Source organism: Nocardioides sp. NPDC023903, assembly GCF_040639295.1.
Taxonomy (GTDB): domain Bacteria; phylum Actinomycetota; class Actinomycetes; order Propionibacteriales; family Nocardioidaceae; genus Nocardioides.
In genome coordinates, this window is the sequence record NZ_JBEZZS010000012.1 from 49,294 (window position 1) to 70,930 (window position 21,637).

The window sequence follows — 21,637 nt, forward strand, 5'->3', positions numbered from 1 at the left end:
TTCGTGTATGACGCCCCTCTACACACCGCTGGTCGAGCCGCCTTGCTCCGCTGGTCGAGCCGCCGGAGCCGCTAGGCGGAGGCGTGTCGAGACCAACACGGTTCGCTTCCTCGGGAGAGCTCGCATAGCGACTGTTCTTCGTTTCTACGTTCGCCGCCGACCCGGTCTTTGAGTGTTTCTCGATCGTGCGCCGCGTCAAGGACGCCCTTCGGGCGCCGCTGCGCGGTGGCCTTCGGCCATCCTTGACTCGACACACGATCGAGAAAGATTTCGCCTGTATCGGGGCGGCGGCGAGAGAGTGGCGCAGCGCTCAGGTGTCTTGTTCGCTGACCGCGTAACTTGGGTTTGACCTGCTTAAATGGGTCGCTTCGTGGTGCTTTTTCGCATATAATAAGGCTCATGTACGAGACCCTCGACCGCCTCCTCGCTGGGCCGCCTCCCGGTGCGTCCGAGAGTGAGTTGGTCGACTGGCTCGCTGGTCTCGAAGAGATCAAGTGCACTGCCGAGGCTGTTCAGGCAGAAGCGGCGGTACGTCTCGACGAAGCCGTCCGGGCACGCCAGGTAGAGGCCGGGGTTCCTGCCCGCAAACTCGGCGAAGGGGTCGCCTCCCAGGTCGCGCTCGCGCGGCGGGTCTCTCCCGAGAAAGGCGCCAAACTCCTCGGGCTGGCGAAGATCCTGATCGCCGAGATGCCCCACACGTTCGCGTTGATGAAGGCCGGGCTCTTCTCCCAGTGGCAGGCCACCATCCTCGCCCGCGAAACCGCCTGCTTGTCCTTGGAGGACCGTCGGGTCATCGATCAAGAACTCTGCGCCACCGGTCCAGACGGGGAACCGCCTCGAGCGGTGCCGATGGGGCTGCGACAGCTCGAGAACGCCGCCAAGAAGCTCGCCATCACCCTCGACCAAGCATCCGTCGTCGCCCGCGCCGCCAACGCAGTGAAGGACCGTCGGGTCAGCCTGCGGCCGGCACCCGACACGATGACCTGGCTCGGCGCGCTGCTGCCGGTCAAGGACGGCGTGGCCGTCTTCGCGGCCCTGGATCAGGCAGCCAAAGCCGCTGCAGCCGCCGGCGACGAGCGGACCCGTGGTCAGGTCATGGCGGACACCCTCGTCGACCGAGTCACCGGCCGTAACGCCGCCGACGCGAAGCCTCGGATCGAGGTCAAGATCGTGATGACCGGCGACTCGCTTGCCAACACCAGCGACCAGCCGGCCATAGTCGAGGGCTACGGACCCGTCCCCGCCGGATGGGCCCGCGAAGCACTCAACGACGCCGAGGTCTTCGTCCGGCGGCTGTTCACCGACCCCGCCGGGCAGCTGGTCGCGATGGAGTCCCGCTCACGCAAAGCCCCCGACGGGCTGGCGGAGTTCATCACCACCCGTGACGGCGGGATCTGCCGCACCAACGGCTGCGACGCCCCGATCCGGAACATCGACCACGTCGAACGCCACACAGACGGCGGCGAGACCAACGCCGAGAATCTGCAGGGGCTGTGCGAAAGGTGCAACCAGGCCAAGGAAGCCCTCGGCTGGCGAGCCAGACCAGGGCCTGACGGCAGCATCATCACCACCACGCCCACCGGGCACACCTATGTCAGCCCGTCACCCGACACCTGGAAACCGGATCCACCGCCACTGTCCCGGGCAGAGTTCGGGCTGCGCGACGTACTCGTCGACCACACCCTCGCCGCCTGACCCATGTCGCGGTCAGGCGAGGGGGAGGAGGTCGCGTTCGGCGAAGACCTTCTTGGCGGTGAAGGTGGCGTTCAGGGCGCGGGGGAAGCCGCAGTAGACCGCGGAGTGGAGGAATGCCTCGATGATCTGTTCGGGGGTCAGGCCTACATTGAGGGCGGCGTTGATGTGGACCTCGAGCTGAGGCTCGCAACCACCGAGGGCGGTGAGCATGCCGAGGGTTACGAGCTGTCGGTCCCGTGGCTCGAGGCCGGGGCGGGCGTAGATCTCGCCGAAGCCCCAGGCGACCACCTGGTGGCCGAGCTCTGGGGCGATGTCGGCGAGGGAGTCGATCACTCGGGCGCCGGCCTCGCCGTCGACCGCGTCGAGGATCTGGCGGCCGTGGTCGTGGCGGGCGGCGCGGGCGGTGGGGTCCTGGGTCGGGTTCTCGTGGGTCATGCCGCGCACGCTAGGAGTTGGAGCGCACTCGAAGTCAACGGGCCGACGCAGGGCTCAGGAGGCGTACGCGATCTGCTCCTGGATCTCGAAGCGGAGGCCGTCGGCGGCGGCGATGTAGACGTCCTGGTCCACGAGGTTGCCGTGCATCCGCATCAGGCCACGAGGGCTGGAGTAGGTGTGGTGGTCGGTGAGGCGCAGCGCGGCCTCGACCTCGAGCCCACCGCAGGCATCGCCGATCTGGCGCAGGAACATCAACGACTCGTAGCAGGATTCGCCCACGGCGTTGAGGGAGGGCGCGTACTCACCGAAGCGGCGGTAGTAGCGCTCGGCCAGACCCGCCGACTCGGGGGTGGTGAGACTGTCGAAGTAGGCAGCGGCCGCGAAGACGTTGGCATTGGCGCCGGCGCCACCGGCGAGCAGGGTGTTCTCCTCGACCGCGGGGCTCAACCGGGTCAGCGACGAGCTCAGCCCGGCAGCGGCGAACTGGCGGTTGAAGTGCACCGCGTCCTGCCCCATCAGCAGCATGATCACCCCGTCCTGCTCGCCACCTTCGAGACCACGCAGCACGCCGGCGAAGTCGCGGGTGCCCAGCGGGAAGTACGTCTCGCTCACGACCTCCGAGGGCGACCCGCGCAGCGCCGCCCGGGCCGTCGACCCGGTGACGCGCGGGAAGACGTAGTCGTTGCCGACCACCGCCCAGCGGGAGACCCCATGGTTGGCCCGCATCCAGGCGGTGGCGGGGAGCAGCTGGTTGACCGGGCGCTCGCCGATCATGAAGACCCCAGGAGTGTCGTCGCCGCCCTCGTGCATGGCGGCGAAGGCGTAGAGGGTCCGGCCGCCGACACGGGCGGTGATCGCCTGGCGTACGGCGGAGATGTGCCAGCCGGCGATCGCGTCGACCCGGCCGAGCTCGACGAGCCGAGCGACCTCGGCGGCGACCTCGTGGGGAGCGCGCCCGGCATCGATCGCGACCAGCTCGACCGGCTTCCCGGCGATCCCGCCGCCGGCGTTGAGCTCCTCGGCAGCCAGCTCGCCGCAGGCCAGGCAGCCGGGGCCGTAGAGGCCGGTCGGACCCTGCATCGGCACCACGAACGCGATCGAGAGGGCGCCCGGCGGACGGGGTGCGAGGCCCAGCAGGGCATGGGAAGCCGGGGTGAACGACGGCGGAGACATCGGCACCTGCTCCCAGACGAACCGGACGAGACGAACCAGACGGGATGACTCACCATTGAGCCGATGGATGGTTAGGGTACGGGAGTCGGGCCCTCGGCGCAGCGGGCATCCAGCAGACATTCGTGGGAGGACGCCATGGAGGTGGCCGAGACGGCCGTCACGGATCTCGCCGTGCTGCTCGCCCAAGCACAGCGCCGGATCGAGCGAGCGCTCGCCGAGGCGTACGCCGACTTCGACCTCACCGCGGAGCAGTGGCGCATCCTCAGCGTGCTGCTCGACGATCCGGGCAAGACGATGACGCGCCTCGCCGACGGCGCCGCGCTCCCGGCCGGCACCCTGACCAGGCATGTCGACCGGCTGGTCGAGCGCGGGCTGGTGCTGCGCAAGGTCCATGCCGAGGACAAGCGCCGCGCCGTGGTCGCACTCTCTCCGGTGGGCGCCTCGGCGGCCCGGGAGATCCGCGCCCGGCAGCAGAACGAGGCCGTCGCCAAGGTCGCCCGCGACCTGCGGACGGTCCTCGACACCCTCCCGTGAGCTCGGCCCACTGAAGACGTTTCCGCCTGGAAACAAATCCTCACAGAGTCCGATACATCGGCGAAACAACCCGTCCCTAGATTCCTTCCATTCGAGAGCAATTGTCCGATGGAAGGACCCCCATCCCGTGCGTACGAAATTCTCGAGCCGCCTCCTCGCGGCCAGCTCGGTGCTCGCCCTGGGCATGACCGCGACCGCCTGCGGCGGCGCCAAGACCGGTGACACCGCGACCAGCGAGAGCTGCGTCGACACCAGCGGCGACACCATCAAGATCGGCTTCCTCAACTCCCTGTCGGGGACGATGGCAATCAGCGAGACGACCGTCTTCAAGTCCCTGTCGATGGCTGCCGAGGAGATCAACGCCGATGGTGGCGTGCTCGGCAAGAAGCTCGAGATCGTCAGCGAGGACGGCCAGTCCGAGCCGACCGTCTTCGCCGAGAAGGCGACCAAGCTGATCCAGGACGACTGCGTCGCGGCCGTCTTCGGCGGCTGGACCTCCAGCTCGCGCAAGGCGATGCTGCCGGTCTTCGAGGGCAACGACGCGCTGCTCTTCTACCCGGTGCAGTACGAGGGCCTGGAGTCCTCGCACAACATCTTCTACACCGGCGCGACCACCAACCAGCAGATCATCCCCGCCCTCGACTTCCTCAAGCAGGAGAAGAAGATCGAGTCGATCTTCCTGGTCGGCTCCGACTACGTCTTCCCGCGCACGGCCAACAAGATCATCAAGCAGTACGCAGAAGCCAACGGCATCGAGGTCCTCGGCGAGGAGTACCAGCCCCTGGGTTCGACCGACTTCGGCACGGTCGTCGACAAGGTCAAGGCCGCTGGCGCGGACGCGGTCTTCAACACCCTCAACGGCGACTCCAACGTGGCCTTCTTCAAGGAGTACAAGGGCAAGGGCCTGACCGCCTCGGCGATGCCGGTGCTCTCGGTCTCGATCGCCGAGGAGGAGGTCCCGGGCGTCGGTGTGGGCAACCTCGAGGGGCAGTACACGGCCTGGAACTACTACCAGACCATCGACAGCCCGGCGAACCAGAAGTTCGTGACCGACTTCAAGGCGGCCAACGGCGCCAAGGCGGTCACCTCCGACCCGATGGAGGCGGCGTACACCTCGCTGCACCTGTGGAAGGGCATGGTCGAGAAGGCCGACTCGTTCGCGGTCGAGGACGTCATCGACGCCTCCGGCGGCGTCACCTACGACGCGCCGGAGGGCACCGTCGAGGTCGACGGCGAGAACCACCACATCGCCAAGACTGCGCTCATCGGTCAGGTGAACTCCGAGGGCCTGATCGACACGGTCTGGTCGAGCGACAAGCCGATCGAGCCGGACCCGTACCTGAAGTCCTACGACTGGTGGAAGAACTAGCCCGTTGGACACGCTGCTCGCCCAGGTCTTCACCGGCATCTCTGCCGGTGCGGTCCTGCTCCTCATCGCCCTCGGGCTCACCCTGACCTTCGGTCAGATGGGCGTGATCAACATGGCCCACGGCGAGTTCATCATGGCCGGCGCGTACACCGCCTATGTCGTCTCGACGATCGTCGCCAGCACCGAGCTGAGTCTGCTGATCGCGCTCCCTGTGGGGTTCGTGATCGGCGGGCTGCTCGGGCTGGCGCTCGAGGCGAGCGTGCTGCGGTGGATGTACGCCCGTCCGCTGGACACGCTGCTGGTCACCTACGGCGTCGGTCTCATCCTGCAGCAGGTCGCGCGCGACATCTTCGGCGCTCCGGCCAAGGAGGTGCCCGCGCCGAGCTGGCTGGACGGGTCCATCCCGATCCTGGGCTACGACTTCCCGCTGACCAGGCTCTTCATCATCGTCCTGGCCGCGGCGTGCGTGGCCGCGCTGCTGGCGGTGCTCCGCTTCACCGCCCTCGGGCGGCAGATCCGGGCGACCGTCGGCAACCGCGACCTCGCCGAGACCATCGGCATCTCGACCCGCCGCACCGACCGGGCCACCTTCTTCATCGGGTCCGGCCTGGCCGGTGTCGCCGGGGTGGCGCTCACGCTGCTCGGCTCGACCGGCCCCAACCTCGGCACGTCCTACATCGTCCAGGCGTTCCTGGTGGTCGTGGTCGGCGGCATCGGGCACCTCAAGGGCACGATCGTCGCGGCTCTCGGGATTGGTCTGCTGCAGGCCTTCCTCGCCCACGCCCTGACCGGCTCGGTCGCCCAGGTGATCGTCTTCCTGGCGATCGTCGCGTTCCTGCAGCTGCGTCCGCAGGGCATCCTCTCGGTCCGGACCAGGAGCCTGGCATGAAAAAGGTCTACCCCTACGCCGGCTGGCTGCTGCTCGCGGTCGCCCTGCTCGTCCTCGCCCCGGCGGTCCTGTCCGACTTCCGCCTGGGTCTGCTCGCGAAGTACTGCTGCTACGCCATCGCGGCGGTCGGCATCGGCCTCGCCTGGGGCCGTGGCGGGATGCTCGTGCTCGGCCAGGGGCTCTACTTCGGCATCGGCGCCTACGCGATGGCGATGCATCTCAAGCTCGCCGACGCCGGCCCGGGTGGGGTGCCGGACTTCATGGCGCTCTACGGCGACGCCACGGTGCCGGGATGGTGGGAGCCGCTGCGCAACGGCGGGCTCGCGCTCGTCGTCATCCTGGTCCTGCCGGCACTGGTGGCGGGCCTGCTGGGGCTCGCCGTGTTCAAGCGGCGGATCAAGGGGGCGTACTTCGCCATCCTGAGCCAAGCGCTCGCCGCCGCCTTCGCGATCCTGCTCGTCGGCCAGGTGAAGACCACCGGCGGCGCCAACGGCCTCAACAACTTCCAGGGCTTCTTCGGGTACGCACTGTTCGACCCGGCCAACAAGCGGATGCTCTACTTCATCGCCGCCGGGATCCTGCTGGTCTCGATCCTGGTGATGGCCTGGCTCTACAGCACCCGCTTCGGCGAGCTGCTCGTTGCCGTCCGCGACGGTGAGGAGCGGGTCCGGTTCCTCGGCACTGACCCGGCCAACGTCAAGCTGGCGGCGTACGTCATCGCGGCCGTCCTGGCCTCGATCGGCGGTGCGCTCTTCGTGCCGATCGCCGGGATCGTCTCGCCCGACGACGTCGGCGTGGTCGCCTCCATCGGGCTGCTCGCCGGAGTCGCGCTCGGTGGGCGGGCCTCGCTGCTCGGCCCGGCCGTCGGTGCGCTCCTGATCGGCTACGCCGAGACCTCGCTCTCCGAGGCCTTCCCAGGCTCGTGGTCGTACTTCCAGGGCGCGCTGTTCGTGCTGGTCATCCTGCTGTTGCCGGGCGGGCTGGCGCAGCTGCTGGGGCTGGTGAGAGGCCTGTTCTCGCGGCGTTCGGAGCCCGAGAGGTCCGAGGAACCCGAGTCGCGAGTGGCTGAGGAGGTCACGGCATGAGCATCGAGACGCTGGAGGTCAGCGACCTGCGGGTCGAGTTCGACGGGTTCGTGGCGATCGACGGAGTGTCCCTGACCCTGGAGCCGGGCCGGCTGCACTTCCTGATCGGCCCCAACGGCGCCGGGAAGACGACGCTCGTGGACGCCCTGACCGGCCTGGCGAACGGAAGTGGTGAAGCGCGCTATCGCACACGCGATCTGCTTTCGCTGGCATCGCACCGGATCACCCGCCTCGGGGTGGGACGTACGTTCCAGACCGCCACGGTCTTCGAGGAGCTCAGCGTGCTGCAGAACCTCGACATCGCCGCCGGCGTGCACCGGGCGCGGTGGCGGCTGATGCTGCCGCGGCGGGGGATGCCCGAGCAGGTTGCCGAGGTGCTGGAGACCGTGGGGCTCACCGAGCTGGCGGACCGGCCCGCGGGCGTGCTCTCGCACGGGCAGAAGCAGTGGCTGGAGATCGGCATGCTGCTGGTGCAGGACTCCTCGGTGATGCTGCTCGACGAGCCCGTCGCCGGGATGTCGGCCGAGGAGCGTGAGGCGACCGGGGAGCTGCTGCGCCGGATCAGCCCGGAGCGGACCGTCGTGGTCATCGAGCACGACATGGACTTCGTCCGACGCTTCGCTGACATCGTGACCGTGCTGCACGCGGGGAAGGTGATCGCCGAGGGCACTGCCGCCGATATCAGGGAGGACGCCGAGGTGCAGCGGGTCTATCTGGGCGACACCGTCGCCGCGGTCACCGAAACCACAGAGGAGGACGCCTGATGCTGAGGATCGAGTCGGTCACCGGCGGCTACGGCCGCACCACGGTGCTCCACGAGGTCAGCCTCGAGGTCCCGACCGGGGCCGCGGTGGCGCTGATGGGACACAACGGCGCCGGCAAGACGACCCTGCTCAAGGCGGCGGTCGGGCTGGTCCGGGCCAAGAGCGGCCGGGTGCTGCTCGACGGCGAGGACGTCACCGCGCTGCGCCCGAGCGCACGCGTCAAGCGAGGCCTGGGCTACGTCCCGCAGGGTCAGCAGAGCTTCGGCGACATGACCGCGCTGGAGAACCTCCAGCTGGTCGGCGACCGGGCCGGGATCAGCGAGATGCTCGACCTGTTCCCCGCGCTGAAGGACCTGCTAGGCAGGCGGGCCGGGCTGCTCTCCGGTGGTCAGCGCCAGCAGCTCTCGATCGCGCGTACGCTGCTGACCAGGCCGCGGCTGCTCATCCTCGACGAGCCGACCGAGGGCATCCAGCCCAACGTCGTCGCCGAGATCGAGCGGGTGATCGCCGAGCTCACCGGTCGCGGCGACCTCACCGTGCTGCTGGTCGAGCAGCACGTCGGGTTCGCGCTGCGTACGGCCTCTGCCTACTACATCCTCGAGTCCGGCCGGATCACCGCGCGCGGTGACGGCGGCTCCGAGGCGCACGATCACGTCCGATCCCAGCTGGCCGTCTAGGCCGGCCGTCCAGAGAGTTGGCGAGATGCATCTGACCCCGTCCGACACCGAGAAGCTGCTGCTGTCCGTGGCCGGGATGGTCGCTCGCGACCGGCTCGCCCGTGGGGTGCTCCTCAACTACCCCGAGTCCGTCGCCCTGATCTCCACCTGGGTGATCGAGCGCGCGCGCGAGGGTGCCTCGGTCTCCGACCTGATGACGCGGGGACGCACCGTGCTGACCCGCGAGCAGGTCATGCCCGACGTGGTCGACATGCTCGTCGAGGTGCAGGTCGAGGCGACCTTCCCCGACGGCCGCAAGCTCGTCACCATCCACCAGCCCATCGCCTGAAGCGGAGATGTCCATGCAGTCCAGCGGTCCCGGAGCCGTACGCGTCGCCGACGGCACCATCCGGCTCAACACCGACCGGAGCGAGTCGGAGCGGCGTACGTTGGTGGTCCTCAACACCGGCGACCGGCCGGTCCAGATCGGCTCCCACATCCACCTCGCCGAGGTGAACTCCGCCCTCGACTTCGACCGCGAGGCGGCCGAGGGGTTCCGGCTCGACATCCCGGCCGGCACCTCGCGCCGGTTCGAGCCCGGCGCGTCGCGTGAGGTCGCGATCGTCGCGCTCAAGGGCGCCCGGGTCGTGCCTGGCATTCAGATCAAGGAGGCGTGATGGTGGAGATCAGCAGGAGCGAGTACGCCGCGCTCTACGGCCCCACGACCGGCGACCAGGTGCGGCTCGGTGACACCGACCTGTGGATCGAGGTCGAGGACGACCTGACCGCCGGTGGCGAGGAGTCGGTCTTCGGCGGCGGCAAGTCGATTCGCGAGTCGATGAACCAGTCGACGGTGCCGCGGGCCGAGGGTGCCCTCGACACGGTGATCACCAACGCCCTCGTGCTCGACCACTGGGGCATCGTCCGGGCCGACGTGGGGATCCGCGGCGGAAGGATCGTCGCGCTGGGTCGCTCCGGCAACCCCGACATCGCCGACGGCGTCCACCCCGAGCTGGTCATCGGACCGGGCACCGACGTGGTCAGCGGCGAGGGGAAGATCCTCACCGCCGGGGCGATCGACGTCCACGTACACCTGCTGTCCCGGTCCCAGATCGTCGAGGCGATCTCGACCGGGATCACCACCGTGGGCGGTGGCGGCACCGGACCCTCGGAGGGCTCCAAGGCCACCACGGTCACCCCCGGACCGTGGCACCTCGAGACCATCCACCGCGCGCTCGACGACATGCCGGTCAACCTGCTGCTGATGGGCAAGGGCAACACCGTCTCCGCGGCCGGGCTGGCCGAGCAGGCGCTGGCAGGCGCCGCCGCCTACAAGGTCCACGAGGACTGGGGCTCGACCCCGGCAGCGATCGATGCCGCTCTCAAGGCTGCCGACGAGCACGGCCTGCAGGTCGCGCTGCACTCGGACTCGCTCAACGAGGCTGGCTACCTGGAGTCGACCGTCTCCGCGATCGCCGGCCGTTCCATCCATGCCTTCCACGCCGAGGGCGCCGGGGGAGGGCACGCGCCCGACATCCTCTCGGTCGCCTCGCTGCCCCACATCATCCCCGGCTCCACCAACCCGACCCTGCCGCACACCGTCAACACCGTCGCCGAGCACCTCGACATGCTGATGGTCTGCCACCACCTCAACCCGCGGGTGCCCGAGGACTTGGCCTTCGCCGAGTCCCGGATCCGGGCGACCACGATCGCCGCCGAAGACGTACTGCACGACCTCGGCGCGCTCTCGATCACCTCCTCCGACGCGCAGGCGATGGGCCGCATCGGGGAGGTCATCTGCCGCACCTGGCAGGTCGCCCACGCCATGAAGGCCCGGCTCGGCTCGCTGGGTGGGAAGGCGGACAACATCAGAGCCAAGAGGTACGTCGCGAAGTACACGATCAACCCCGCCATCGCGCACGGGATCGCCGCCGAGGTCGGCTCCGTGGAGCCCGGCAAGCTGGCCGACCTGGTCCTGTGGGACCCGCGGTTCTTCGGCATCCGCCCCGAGGTCGTCATGAAGTCCGGCGCCCTGATCTGGGGTGCCCTCGGCGACCCGAATGCCTCCATCCCGACCCCGCAGCCGGTGCTCATGCGACCGACGCTGGTGGGGCCGGGAGCGGACCACGCGGTCTCGTTCGTCGCGCCGTCCGCGCTGGAGGCCGGGCTGGCCGATCGCCTCGGCCTGCGCCGCCGTCTCGTCGGGATCTCGCCCACGCGCGCGGTCGGCAAGGCCGACATGATCAACAACTCCGCGACCCCCGAGATCCGGGTCGAGCCCGAGACGTTCCGCATCCACGTCGACGGCGAGCTGATCGAGCCCGCCCCCGCGACCGAGCTGCCGTTGACGCAGCTCTACTCGATGTTCTGAGCGCGATGTCCGACGACCTGCTCATGATGCTGCTCGCCGACGCCCGCCTCCCGGTCGCCGGCCACACCCAGTCGGGCCAGCTGGAGGCAGCCGTACGCTCCGGGCTCACCGCCGAGCAGGTGCTGGTCTTCATGCGGTCGCGGCTGGCCAGCGTCGTGAGGGTCGAGGCGGGCACGGCGGTGGTGGCGCTGCACCGGCTGCGCGCCGGTCTGCCGCTGGAGCCGGTACTGGACGCGTGGGCGGCCCGCACCCCCGCAGCCCCGATGCGGGACACCTCGCGCACCCTCGGTCGCGCCATGTTGCGGCTGGTCAGGCGCCTGTTCCCGGACTCGCCGCACCTCGCGGCGGTGGCTGGCCTCGAGCGGCCCTGCCGTCCGATCGTCCTGGCCGCGGCGGCCGCCACCGCTGGCCTCGCGCCGGCCTCGCTGGGCCGGCTGGTGGCGTACGACGATCTGCAGACGGTCGCCTCGGCAGCCCTCAAGCTGCTGCCCCTCGACCCGCTCGATGCCACCTCGTGGGTGCACGACCTGCTCCCGGAGGCCGAGCGGCTCGCCACCGAGGTGGCTCCGCTCACCGATCCCCACGACATCCCGGCGCCCAGCGCGCCCCAGCTCGATCTGTGGGCCCAGACCCACGCCCATACGACCAGGAGGTTGTTCAGTGCCTGAAAACACGACGAGGAACGGCAGGGGACTGCGCATCGGTGTGTGCGGTCCGGTCGGCACCGGCAAGAGCTCGCTCATCGCGCTGCTGTGCCGTGAGCTCTCCGCCGACCTGGAGATCGGTGTGGTCACCAACGACATCTACACCGACGAGGACGCCCGCTTCCTCCGCTCCGCCGGCGTTCTCGACCCGGCCCGTATCCGGGCCGTCGAGACCGGCGCCTGCCCACACACCGCCATCCGCGACGACGTCACCGCCAACCTGATCGCCGTCGAGGAGCTCGAGGAGGAGTTCGCTCCGCTCGACGTGGTCCTGGTCGAGTCCGGCGGCGACAACCTCACCGCCACCTTCTCCCCGGCGCTGGTCGACACCCAGATCTTCCTGATCGACGTCGCCGGCGGTGGCGACGTCGCCCGCAAGGGAGGCCCGGGCATCGAGCGCGCCGACCTGCTCGTGGTCAACAAGACCGACCTGGCCCCGTACGTCGGTGTCGACCCGGTCGCGATGGTCTCCGACGCGGGGTCGGTCCGCGAGGGCCGTCCGGTCATCGCGCTCTCCCGCACCGATCCGGCCTCGGTCGAGGCGCTGGTGGAGTGGGTGAGGTCCGAGCTGACCCGGCACCGCGGCGGTGCCCTGGTTCCGACCGACCCCGGGCCGATGGCGCCGCACTTCCACGCGGACGGCACCAGTCATGTCCATGACGATGAGGCTGAGCACGTCCGTGGCCACCAGCACGCCTGAGCTGGCCAGCGGCTCGCTGACCCGGGTGCGGGTCGGGGCGGTCGACGGCGGCCGGGTGCGCGTGGAGACCGACGTCACCGGACCCTCGACCGCGCCGGCCCTGCGGCCGATGCTGCTCTCCAGCGACGCCCGCTCGGCGCGGATCTCGCTGGTCCCCGACGGCGCGATGCTCCTGGCCGGCGACGACGTCACGGTGGAGGTCGAGGTGGAGGAGGGCGCCAGCCTGACCCTGGTCGAGCCGGCCGGGACGGTCGCGTACGACATGGACGGCGGGCACGCGTCCTGGTCGGTCGCGATCACCCTCGCCGCGGGTGCCACCCTGGTCTGGGCCGGTGAGCCCTTCGTGGTCTCCGCGGGCGCCGACGTCACCCGCGACACCCAGGTCACTCTCGCTACCAGTGCAAGGCTCGCCCTGCGCGAGACCCTCGTCCTCGGCCGCCACGGCGAGCGCCCCGGCCGGGTGGCCACCACCTGGTCGGCCCATCAGGACGACGGGCGACCGCTCCTGATCGAGTCCCTCGACCTGGACGCGAGCTCGCTGGCCCCGGGAATCCTCGGCCAGCACCGCGTGCTCGCGTCGGTCACGGCGCTCGGGCGAGACGTACCGCCTGACGTGTGCCTGGAGGGCCGGCTCGACCTCGAGTGCGGCGGCACCCTGTGGCGCCACCTGGCCGGCGAGACCCACGAGGTCCCGGCAGCGCCCTGGGAATGCGCCACAACTGGTTGAGGTTTCAACAGTCGTGACTGACATCGAGTTCGGCCTGGACACCTTCGGCGGGGTCACCCGCGACGCCGAGGGCAAGCCGCAGCACCACGCGCAGGTGATCCGGAACATCGTCGAGGAGGGCGTGCTCGCCGATCAGGTCGGGCTCGACTTCTTCGGTGTGGGGGAGCACCACCGCCGCGACTTCGCCGTCTCCAGCCCGGAGATGGTGCTCGCCGCGGTCGCCTCCCGCACCGAGCGACTGCGGCTCGGCTCCGCGGTGACCGTGCTCAGTTCCGACGACCCGGTACGGGTCTTCGAGCGGTTTGCCACCCTCGACGCGGTCTCCCAGGGCCGCGCGGAGATCGTCGCCGGGCGTGGGTCGTTCACCGAGTCGTTCCCGCTGTTCGGCTTCGACCTCGCCGACTACGAGGAGCTCTTCGAGGAGCGGCTCGAGCTGCTCGCCACCCTGCTCAAGGAGGAGAAGGTCACCTGGGAGGGCCGCACCCGCGCGGCGCTCACCGACCAAGAGGTCTTCCCGCGCACCGAGAACGGCCTGACCGCATGGGTTGGCGTCGGCGGGAGCCTGGAGTCGGTCGTACGCACCGCCCGCCACGGCTTCGGCCTCTTCCTGGCCATCATCGGCGGTCCGGCCGACCGGTTCGCGCCCTACATCGACCTCTTCGAGCGCGCCCAGGACGAGTTCGGGGTGCCGCGCCAGCGCGTCGCCGTCCACTCGCCCGGGTTCGTCGCGGCGACCGACGAGCAGGCGCGCGAGACGGTCTACGAGGGCTGGCTGGCGATGCGTACCCAGATCGGCCGTGAGCGCGGCTGGCCGCCGCCCTCGCCCGGCGACTTCGAGCGCGAGATCGAGGGTGGGTCCCTCTACGTAGGCTCGCCGGAGACGGTCGCCCGGAAGCTGGCCGGCACCATCAAGGTGCTCGGCGTCGACCGGTTCGACCTGAAGTACGACCAGGGCCAGGTGCGCCACGAGGACCTGATGGGCTCGATCGAGCTCTACGGCACCCAGGTCGTGCCGCTCGTCAAGGACATGCTGGGCTGACCTCGACGGTCTCCACACGCGTCGCCACCACCTCGCCGGCATGCAGGACTGTCCGCGAGGTGGGGCTGGCGGCGACGGCCGCGGCAGCGGTGTGCACGTCGAGGACCAGCAGGTCCGCCGGAGCCCCGACGACGATGCCGTACGCCTCCAGCCCGAGCGCCCGAGCGGCCGCGTCGGTGACCAGGTCGAGCGCGACGGTCAGGGTCTCGTCGGTGCGGAACCCGGACTGGTAGGCGACCTGGCGCGCGATGGCGAGCATGTCGCCGTCGCCGTAGGGCCACCAGGCGTCGCGGATGTTGTCCGAGCCGGCGAGCACCGTGGTGCCCTCCTCTCGCAGCGCCAGCACCGGCGGCATCGGCCCGGCCGGCCCGTTGGTCAGCACCGAGATGCCCGCCTCGGCGAAGAGCCCACCGACCCGGCGGGCCTCCTCGAGGGGGATCGAGCCGAGGCCGTAGGCGTGGCTGACGTTCACCTTCCCGCCCAGTCCCTCGGCGCGGGTACGGGCGGCGATCAGCTCGTACTGGCGTACGGCGCTCGCGCCCAGGTCGTGGAGGTGGATGTCCACGCCGGCGCCGTGCCGGACGGCGAGACCGAAGACGATGTCGAGGTGGGCCTCGGCGTCGCCGTCGAAGCCGTCCGGGTCGAGCCCGCCGACGAGATCAGCACCCGCGGCGAGCGCCTCGTCGAGGAGCTTCTCGGTGCCGGGCGAGGTGGTGATCCCGCTCTGCGGGAAGACGACGATCTCGATGCGCAGCCGGTCACGCAGCGCCTCGCGCACCTCCAGCACCGCCTCCAGTCCGGCCAGGCCGACGTCGGGGTCGATGTCGACATGCGTACGCACCGTCCCGGTGCCGAACGAGATCATCTGCTCCGCCAGCGCGCGGGCACGCTCCACCACGGGCACGCCGACCTCGCCGCGCAGCGTGTGCTCGGCTGCGACCCGCTCGCGGACGGTCGTGCCGGGGCGGTGCGGCTGCCAGCCGGAGCCGACCAGAGTCTTGTCCAGATGGGCGTGACCGTTGACGAGAGCGGGCAGCAGGAGTGCGCCGCCCAGGTCCAGATCTGCGCCGGCCATCGACCCGGAGGCGAGCGAGACGGCCGAGATCCTTCCGTCGGCCACCGAGACGTCGACCCGGGAGCCGTCCGTCAGGGTGGCGTTGCGAAGTGTCCTGCTGCCGGTCATGAGGTGACCTCCATGGTCTGCGTACGAATGCTTCGTTGCTCGTGCACGAGCGCGCCCGCCCGGATCGAGGCCAAGACGGATGGGACCTGCAGCGGGACGAGGTGGTGATCCTCGGTGTCGAGGATCACCAGGTCTGCGACGTCGCCCGCGGTGGTGCCGTGCGGGGGCCGACCGAGGATGCCGGCCGGGTGGTCGGTGATCGAGGCGACGAGCAGGTCCAGCATCTCAGGGCCGACCAGCTGCCGGGTCAGCCCGGCGGTCCACGCGGCCTGGAGCAGGTTGCCGTTGCCGTAGGGGGAGAAGGCGTTGTGCAGGTTGTTGTTCGAGACCGCGACCCGCACGCCGGCGGCGTGGGCGCGCTCCAGCGGAGCCAGGCTGCGGCTGCCGGGCTCGCCGGCCCCGCCGAGGTAGAGGTCGGTCGCCGGCATGACGACCAGCGAGATCCCGGCCTGCGCCATCAGGGCGTACGCCACCTCCTGCTCGTCCACGGGCATCGCCGCCAGCTTGGTGACGTGCCCGATGGTGACCTGCCCCTGCATGCCGAGTGCGCGGGTGCGCTCGGCGACGGCCGCGACCATCGACCCGGCCGGGTCGTCGTCGAAGTCGAGATGCAGGTCGACGGGGAGCCCGAACCGCTCGGCCAGGCCGAAGACGGTGTCGAGGTGGGCCTCCTGGTCGTCATCGACGTACGGACAGCCGCCGACGACACCGCCGCCGTGCCGCAGCGCGGCGCTCATCAGCGCGGTCACCTCGCGGGTGAGCCCGTTCTGGGGGAAGACCGAGAGCTGCAGGTCGATCCGCTCGGCGTTCTCCTCGCGTAGCGCGATGTGCAGGTCGAGCATGTCGAGCCGGATGTCGGCGTCGACCTCGACGTGCGCCCGCGCCGCCACGACCCCGTGCCGCACCAGCGACTCCACGCCTCGCCGGGCGCCGACCTCGACGATCCCCGCGGGCTGCGTACGCCGCACCTCCTGCATCAGCGCGATCGCCGGACCCACGCCCGGGCCGGTGGGCTCGAGCCCACCGGCACCGAGCAGGTGGGCCTTGTCGAGGTGGACGTGGGCGTCGACGAAGGCGGGCATCACGACCGCCCCGGCGGCGTCCAGGACGGTCTCCGGCCCGATGGGGGACAGGCCGGAGACCGTCGAGATCCGGTGTATCGAGCTTGTCGAGATGACTCCGGCATCGATCCCGAGATCGACCAGACCGGTGGACGTACGGGCCCCGAGAATGCGAGCAATGGGAGTGGTCAACGCTTGATCTCGGGGTCGATGTAGTCGTTGGTGACCAGCTCGTCGCCGGTGATCTCCGGGACGTCCTTGCCGCCGTCCTTCAGCACCGCGGTCATCGTCTCGATCACGCTGTCGACGCGAGCGACGTCGAAGCTGCCGTAGGTGCCGTCCGGGCCGTTCGCGACGAGCCCCGCCTCGACCTGGACCTTCACCGAGTTCTCGTTGCCTCCCGGGGTGATCGGGGGACCGTCCTTGATGGCGTCGGCGATCTCGATCAGGGTGTCGTTGACCGGCTTCGGATCCTTGAGATAGTCGATCTCCGACTGCTGCAGCAGCGGCACCAGCTCCTCCAGGCACGGGCTCAGCGTCTCCTCGTCGTCCGCCCGGACCGCGTACGCCTGCTGGTAGACCTGGTAGCCGGCGTCATCGAGCATCAGGTGGGCGGTCGGCTTCGCCCACTCGGCGACGTCGTGCTCCCAGCGGTAGGGCTCGTTGCTGACGTAGCCCTGCTGGAAAAGCGCACCGTCGTCGGCGACGAACCGGCTCGGGCTGCCGTCGAAGGAGCCGTCGAGCTGCTTCTCGTCGACGAGGCCCTCGTGCACCAGGTAGTCGACCCAGCTGACGCCCTGGGCGTGCAGGACCGGCGCGCCGGTGGCTTTCACGTCGTCCCAGGTCTTCACCTCGGGGAACTTGGCCGGGTCGAACATCACCATGAACGGCGACTTCTGCATCATCGTGAACACGCCGCGGGTGGGGAACTTCTCGTAGTCGCGGATCGCGATGTCGGTGGCGACCACGCCGAGGTCGATGGTGTCGTCGGTGTACATCTGCGCAGTCACCGGCTGGCCGCCGATGAACGGCCCGCCGAGCCGGATCTCGGCGGTGACGCCGGTGTCACCGATCTCGCCGATGTAGGCGCCCTTGTCGACGTCGATCTCGCCGTCGGGCCCGATCAGGTTGTAGGCGGGGGAGCGCTCGGGGGTGGCGTACCAGTCGGTCTGGATGACCACGGTCGCCGGGCAGACGGCGGCGAGCGATCCCTCCGGGGCGTCGGGGTCGCCGATCGCCTCTTCGCTGCCACCGCATCCGGTGAGCGCGAGCGCGGCGAGGGCGGTGGTTGCGGTGATCCGGGTCCAACGGGCGTACGTCATGGGGTTCTCTCCAGAAGGTGGGGGTCAGCGGCGAGGTGAACGGTGGGCCTCGACGGCGCGCAGGACGGCGCCGAAGAGCAGGAAGAGGGTGATCCCGACCAGCGAGGAGGCGGCCAGGGCGGCCATCATCAGGTCGGTGTCGAGGCTCTGCCGGTAGGTGTCGATCAGCCGGCCGATGCCGGGCTGTCCCTGCCGGAAGAAGAAGTCGGCGATGATCGAGCCGACCACCGCCATCCCGGCCGAGATCCGGAAGCCGGCGAGGGCCGCCGGGAGCGCGGCGGGCAGCTGCAGGTGGATGAGGCGCTGCCAGCGCGAGGCACGGAAGAGCGAGAACTGGTCGTGCAGGTTGTCGTCGACCGAGGCGATGCCGAACATCGTGTTGGTGATGATCGGGAACAGCGAGTGCAGCACGCAGACGACCAGTCGCGAGGTGAACTCGTAGCCGAACCAGAACCCGAGCAGCGGCACCATCGCCAGGATCGGGATGGTCTGCAGGATCACGGCATAGGGGTAGAACGACGCCTCCGCCCAGCGGGCCTGGCTCATCACGATCGCGAAGAGGACGCCGATCGCCATCGCCAGCAGCAGACCGACCAGGGCGACCTTCGTGGTCGACCACAGCGCGGTGAAGATCTCGGTGCGGCCGGCCTGCTCCAGGAAGCCGGCCTCGAGCACCTCCCAGGGAGAGGGCAGCAGGAACTGGCGGGTGGGGGAGAGGAGCTGGGTGCTGACCAGCGTCCACACCCCGAGGACGACCACCAGGGTGAGGACGGGGGCGACCCAGCGTACGGTCCGGCTGCCGTGGCCCGGGTCGAAGCGGAGGAACGGGACCGTCGTCAGCGCGCGGGTCTCCGGCTTGGTCTCGACCAGCGTGGTCATGCCGCCTCCTCGGTGCTGCCGTGGGCGCCGGCGAGCGCGTCGGAGACCTGACGGCACAGCTCGGCGTACTCGCTGCTGAAGCGCAGTCCTTCGGGCCGCGGCCGGGGCAGGTCGATGCGGAGGTCGGCGACGATCCGTCCCGGCTGGGAGGAGAAGACCAGCACCCGGTCGGAGAGGAAGACCGCCTCGGGGACGGAGTGGGTCACGAAGATCCCGGTGAACGGGTCGGTCGCCATCAGGGTGTCGAGCTGGCTGTTGAGATCCTGGCGGGTGATCTCGTCGAGGGCGCCGAACGGCTCGTCGAAGAGGAACAGCTCCGGCCGCTGGACCAGCGAGCGAGCGATCGAGACCCGCATCCGCATCCCGCCCGAGAGCTGAGCCGGCCTATGGTCCGCGTACGCAGCCAGCCCGACGACCTCGAGCGCCGCGCGTGCCCGCTCCTCGGCCTCCGCCCTCTTGGTCCCGGCCAGCCGCAGCGGGAGGACCACATGGCCCAGGGCCGTACGCCACGGCAGCAGCGTCGCGTCCTGGAAGACGTAGCCGACCTCGCCGTCGCCGCGCTCGACGCTGCCGCTGGTGGGCAGGTCGAGGCCGGCGACCATGCGGAGCATCGTCGACTTGCCGCAGCCCGAGGGCCCGACGAAGGAGACGAACTCACCGGCGCGGATCTCGAAGCTCGCCTCGGCGAGCGCGGTGGTGCCGTTGGGGAACGACCTGGTGACGCTGTTGCCGGCCACCAGCACGGGCGGCTCCGTATACCGTTCGATCATTCTTGTATACAAACAGGGCGCGGTTTCGTCCCCGTTTCAGACGACGGCCGGTCTGGTTACGCCGAGTTCAAGCCGAGGTCAGGGTTGCTGGCGCTCCGCGCGAGCCACCAGCAGGTCGACGAGCAGGTCGGCGTCACGGGTGACATCGGCACGCATCGAGGCCTCGGCCCGCTCCTGGTCACCGGCCAGGACCGCCTCGGCGATCTCCTGGTGGTGCTTCCAGGACTGGCCCGAGCGCTCCTCGAGCTGCATCTCGAAGACCCAGCGCACCTGCATCCGCAGCGACCGGGTCATCTTGGCGAGCTCGTCGTTGCCCGAGGCGATCCCGATGGCGTCGTGGAACCGGGCGATCAGCTCCGGCAGCGCGGCATAGTCGCCGGTGGCGGTCGCCCGGGTGCCGAGCTCGAGCACCTCGGTGAGCTCCTCGCCCTGGTCGCCACCGTGGCGCCGCGCCGCCAGGCCCGCCGCGAGGACCTCGAGGTTCTCCCGGATGACCATGAGCTGCCGGGTCCGCTGTGCCGAGGGGAACGCCACCGTCGCACCGCGCCGCGGGACGGTGTCGACGAACCCCTCCTGGGCCAGCACGTGCAGCGCCTCCCGCGCCGGGACGCGGGAGACGCCGTACTCCGTGGCGAGCGCCTGCTCGCGCAGCCGGTCGCCGGGAGCCAGCTCACCGGCCATGATCTTGCGACGGATGTCGCGAGCGACCACCTCGCGCAACGGCTGCCGGGTGGCCGGATCCGGCGCGAGCTCGCTCATCAGCCGATCCAGTTCGAGATCGGATGGATCGCGAAGTAGACGGCGAACATGGCCGCGACCAGCCACATCAGCGGGTGCACCTTCTTGGCGTTGCCGCGGACGACCTGGATGAGCACGTACGCCAGGAAGCCGGCGCCGATGCCGACCGAGATCGAGTAGGTGAACGGCATCAGCGCGATCGTCAGGAACGCGGGGATGGCGATGTCCGGGTTGGCCCAGTTGATGTCCTTGACCTGCTGCATCATCAGGAAGCCGACCAGCACCAAAGCAGGCACCGCCGCCTCCGACGGGATCACCGTGACCAGCGGAGCCAGGAAGGTGGTGAGCAGGAAGAGCACGCCGGTGACGACCGCCGCCAGACCGGTGCGGGCGCCCTCGCCGACACCGGAGGCCGACTCGACGTAGGAGGTGTTGGACGAGACACCGCCGGCGCCGCCGGCCGCGGCGGCCAGCGAGTCGACGACCAGGATCGAGCGCGTACGCGGCGGGGTGCCGTCCTTCCGCAGGAGCCCGGCCTCGGAGCCGATCGCGGTCATCGTGCCCATGGTGTCGAAGAAGTCGGCGAGCATGAGCGTGAAGATCAGCAGCACCGCGGTCACGATGCCGACGCTCTCGAAGGAGCCGAGCAGGTTGAACTCGCCCAGCGTCGCGAACGACGGCCAGTCGACGATCTTGTCCGGCATCGCCGGGACGTTGAGCGACCAGCCGGTCGGGTTCTCGGCACTGCTCGCGCCGAGGTCCGCGATGGCCTCGACGATGATGGCCAGCACCGTGGTCGCCGCGATCGAGATCAGGATCGCGCCGCGCACCTTGCGCACCCACAGGGTGATCACCAGGGCGAGACCGATTACGAAGACCAGGACCGGCCAGCCCGCGAGCTGCCCGGTCGGGCCGAGCTGCACCGGGACGGTGGTGTTCGCGGCGTCGGGGATGCGGCGTACGAACCCGGCGTCGACGAAGGCGATCACCGCGATGAACAGACCGATACCGACCGAGATCGCGGTCTTGAGCTCGCGCGGGACGGCGTGGAAGACGGCCTCCCGGAACCCGGTCAGGACCAGTACGAGGATCACCAGACCCTCGATCACCACCAGTCCCATCGCGTCGGCCCAGGTCATCTGGCCGGCGATCGAGAACGCCACGAACGCGTTGAGCCCGAGCCCGGTCGCCAGGGCCATCGGGTAGTTGGCGACGACGCCCATCAGGATCGTCATCACGCCCGCCACCAGCGCGGTTCCGGCCGCGATAGCAGCGAGGTTGTCGCCGCTGGTGCCGCCGAGGAGGTCGCCGTTCACGTCCTCCGCGAACCCGAGGATCAGCGGGTTCAGCGCGACGATGTAGGCCATCGTGAAGAACGTGACCACGCCACCGCGGGCCTCGCGCCCGACCGTTGAGCCGCGGGCGCTGATCTGGAAGAACCGGTCAAGAGCGTTGGTGCGTGATGGCGTCGAGGTGCTCACGCCCCGCATCTTCGCAGATACTGAGTGCATGGCCGAAGGACGCCAGGGGCACAGGCTGATCA

23 protein-coding genes are annotated in these 21,637 nt (G+C 70.0%); 14 read left to right on the forward strand and 9 right to left on the reverse strand.

Annotation, left to right across the window (positions count from 1 at the left end):
* Positions 1–399: 399 nt before the first annotated feature.
* Positions 400–1,695 carry a DUF222 domain-containing protein gene (locus AB0F44_RS14755; RefSeq protein WP_357356565.1) on the forward strand — a complete coding sequence of 432 codons (1,296 nt, stop codon included), beginning with the start codon at positions 400–402 and terminating at the stop codon, positions 1,693–1,695.
* A 12-nt stretch (positions 1,696–1,707) separates the two neighbouring features.
* Here the strand turns inward: AB0F44_RS14755 and AB0F44_RS14760 are convergent, their stop codons facing one another.
* A complete protein-coding gene (locus AB0F44_RS14760) occupies positions 1,708–2,130 on the reverse strand; it encodes a carboxymuconolactone decarboxylase family protein (RefSeq protein ID WP_357356566.1) in 423 nt (140 codons plus the stop codon).
* Between the two features lie 54 nt (positions 2,131–2,184).
* Positions 2,185–3,303 carry a substrate-binding domain-containing protein gene (locus tag AB0F44_RS14765; protein WP_357356568.1) on the reverse strand — a complete coding sequence of 373 codons (1,119 nt, stop codon included), beginning with the start codon at positions 3,301–3,303 and terminating at the stop codon, positions 2,185–2,187.
* 135 nt (positions 3,304–3,438) lie between these two features.
* Here AB0F44_RS14765 and AB0F44_RS14770 point away from each other — a divergent pair, with 135 nt between their 5' ends.
* The 13 genes from AB0F44_RS14770 to AB0F44_RS14830 all read left to right on the forward strand — a co-directional run bounded on the left by AB0F44_RS14770 (position 3,439) and on the right by AB0F44_RS14830 (position 14,141).
* Positions 3,439–3,837, forward strand: coding sequence for a MarR family transcriptional regulator (locus tag AB0F44_RS14770; RefSeq protein ID WP_357356570.1), 399 nt, complete (start codon positions 3,439–3,441; stop codon positions 3,835–3,837).
* 127 nt (positions 3,838–3,964) lie between these two features.
* A complete protein-coding gene (urtA, locus tag AB0F44_RS14775) occupies positions 3,965–5,206 on the forward strand; it encodes an urea ABC transporter substrate-binding protein (RefSeq protein WP_357356572.1) in 1,242 nt (413 codons plus the stop codon).
* A 4-nt stretch (positions 5,207–5,210) separates the two neighbouring features.
* Positions 5,211–6,095: an urea ABC transporter permease subunit UrtB gene (urtB, locus tag AB0F44_RS14780; RefSeq protein WP_350720885.1), complete on the forward strand. Its 885-nt coding sequence runs from the start codon at positions 5,211–5,213 to the stop codon at positions 6,093–6,095.
* Positions 6,092–7,180, forward strand: a complete 1,089-nt coding sequence (gene urtC / locus AB0F44_RS14785) for an urea ABC transporter permease subunit UrtC (protein WP_357356575.1) — start codon at positions 6,092–6,094, stop codon at positions 7,178–7,180. Before urtB ends, urtC begins: the two co-directional genes overlap by 4 nt.
* Entirely contained in the window at positions 7,177–7,944 is a 768-nt protein-coding gene (urtD, locus tag AB0F44_RS14790) for an urea ABC transporter ATP-binding protein UrtD (protein ID WP_357356577.1), read from the forward strand. Before urtC ends, urtD begins: the two co-directional genes overlap by 4 nt.
* Positions 7,944–8,621 (forward strand): ATP-binding cassette domain-containing protein, encoded by a 678-nt coding sequence (locus tag AB0F44_RS14795; RefSeq protein ID WP_141805280.1) that lies wholly within the window; start codon positions 7,944–7,946, stop codon positions 8,619–8,621. Before urtD ends, AB0F44_RS14795 begins: the two co-directional genes overlap by 1 nt.
* Before the next feature lie 25 nt (positions 8,622–8,646).
* The gene (locus AB0F44_RS14800) at positions 8,647–8,949 is read left to right on the forward strand and encodes an urease subunit gamma (protein WP_350659205.1); all 303 of its coding nucleotides are present in this window, start codon (positions 8,647–8,649) and stop codon (positions 8,947–8,949) included.
* 13 nt (positions 8,950–8,962) lie between these two features.
* On the forward strand, positions 8,963–9,277 hold the full coding sequence (gene ureB, locus AB0F44_RS14805; RefSeq protein WP_357356580.1) for an urease subunit beta: 315 nt from the start codon (positions 8,963–8,965) through the stop codon (positions 9,275–9,277).
* Complete coding sequence (locus tag AB0F44_RS14810) at positions 9,277–10,971, forward strand: urease subunit alpha (RefSeq protein ID WP_357356582.1); 1,695 nt, start codon at positions 9,277–9,279, stop codon at positions 10,969–10,971. The genes ureB and AB0F44_RS14810 overlap by 1 nt, the downstream gene beginning before the upstream one ends.
* 5 nt (positions 10,972–10,976) lie before the next feature.
* Positions 10,977–11,639, forward strand: coding sequence for an urease accessory UreF family protein (locus AB0F44_RS14815; RefSeq protein WP_357356584.1), 663 nt, complete (start codon positions 10,977–10,979; stop codon positions 11,637–11,639).
* Positions 11,632–12,375: an urease accessory protein UreG gene (ureG, locus tag AB0F44_RS14820; RefSeq protein WP_357356586.1), complete on the forward strand. Its 744-nt coding sequence runs from the start codon at positions 11,632–11,634 to the stop codon at positions 12,373–12,375. The genes AB0F44_RS14815 and ureG overlap by 8 nt, the downstream gene beginning before the upstream one ends.
* Positions 12,356–13,102 carry an urease accessory protein UreD gene (locus AB0F44_RS14825; RefSeq protein WP_357356588.1) on the forward strand — a complete coding sequence of 249 codons (747 nt, stop codon included), beginning with the start codon at positions 12,356–12,358 and terminating at the stop codon, positions 13,100–13,102. Before ureG ends, AB0F44_RS14825 begins: the two co-directional genes overlap by 20 nt.
* A gap of 13 nt (positions 13,103–13,115) precedes the next feature.
* Positions 13,116–14,141 (forward strand): LLM class flavin-dependent oxidoreductase, encoded by a 1,026-nt coding sequence (locus AB0F44_RS14830; RefSeq protein WP_357356590.1) that lies wholly within the window; start codon positions 13,116–13,118, stop codon positions 14,139–14,141.
* Here the strand turns inward: AB0F44_RS14830 and AB0F44_RS14835 are convergent.
* The 7 genes from AB0F44_RS14835 to AB0F44_RS14865 form a co-directional block, all read right to left on the reverse strand.
* A complete protein-coding gene (locus AB0F44_RS14835) occupies positions 14,122–15,324 on the reverse strand; it encodes an amidohydrolase (RefSeq protein WP_357356592.1) in 1,203 nt (400 codons plus the stop codon). The genes AB0F44_RS14830 and AB0F44_RS14835 overlap by 20 nt on opposite strands.
* Entirely contained in the window at positions 15,321–16,577 is a 1,257-nt protein-coding gene (locus AB0F44_RS14840; RefSeq protein WP_357356594.1) for an amidohydrolase family protein, read from the reverse strand. The genes AB0F44_RS14835 and AB0F44_RS14840 overlap by 4 nt, the downstream gene beginning before the upstream one ends.
* Positions 16,574–17,707, reverse strand: coding sequence for a hypothetical protein (locus AB0F44_RS14845; RefSeq protein WP_357356596.1), 1,134 nt, complete (start codon positions 17,705–17,707; stop codon positions 16,574–16,576). The genes AB0F44_RS14840 and AB0F44_RS14845 overlap by 4 nt, the downstream gene beginning before the upstream one ends.
* Before the next feature lie 24 nt (positions 17,708–17,731).
* A complete protein-coding gene (locus AB0F44_RS14850) occupies positions 17,732–18,586 on the reverse strand; it encodes an ABC transporter permease (RefSeq protein ID WP_357356598.1) in 855 nt (284 codons plus the stop codon).
* Positions 18,583–19,356 carry an ABC transporter ATP-binding protein gene (locus tag AB0F44_RS14855; RefSeq protein ID WP_357356600.1) on the reverse strand — a complete coding sequence of 258 codons (774 nt, stop codon included), beginning with the start codon at positions 19,354–19,356 and terminating at the stop codon, positions 18,583–18,585. The genes AB0F44_RS14850 and AB0F44_RS14855 overlap by 4 nt, the downstream gene beginning before the upstream one ends.
* Before the next feature lie 78 nt (positions 19,357–19,434).
* A complete protein-coding gene (locus tag AB0F44_RS14860; protein WP_357356602.1) occupies positions 19,435–20,115 on the reverse strand; it encodes a GntR family transcriptional regulator in 681 nt (226 codons plus the stop codon).
* On the reverse strand, positions 20,115–21,584 hold the full coding sequence (locus AB0F44_RS14865; RefSeq protein ID WP_357356746.1) for an NCS2 family permease: 1,470 nt from the start codon (positions 21,582–21,584) through the stop codon (positions 20,115–20,117). The genes AB0F44_RS14860 and AB0F44_RS14865 overlap by 1 nt, the downstream gene beginning before the upstream one ends.
* Positions 21,585–21,637 lie beyond the last annotated feature (53 nt).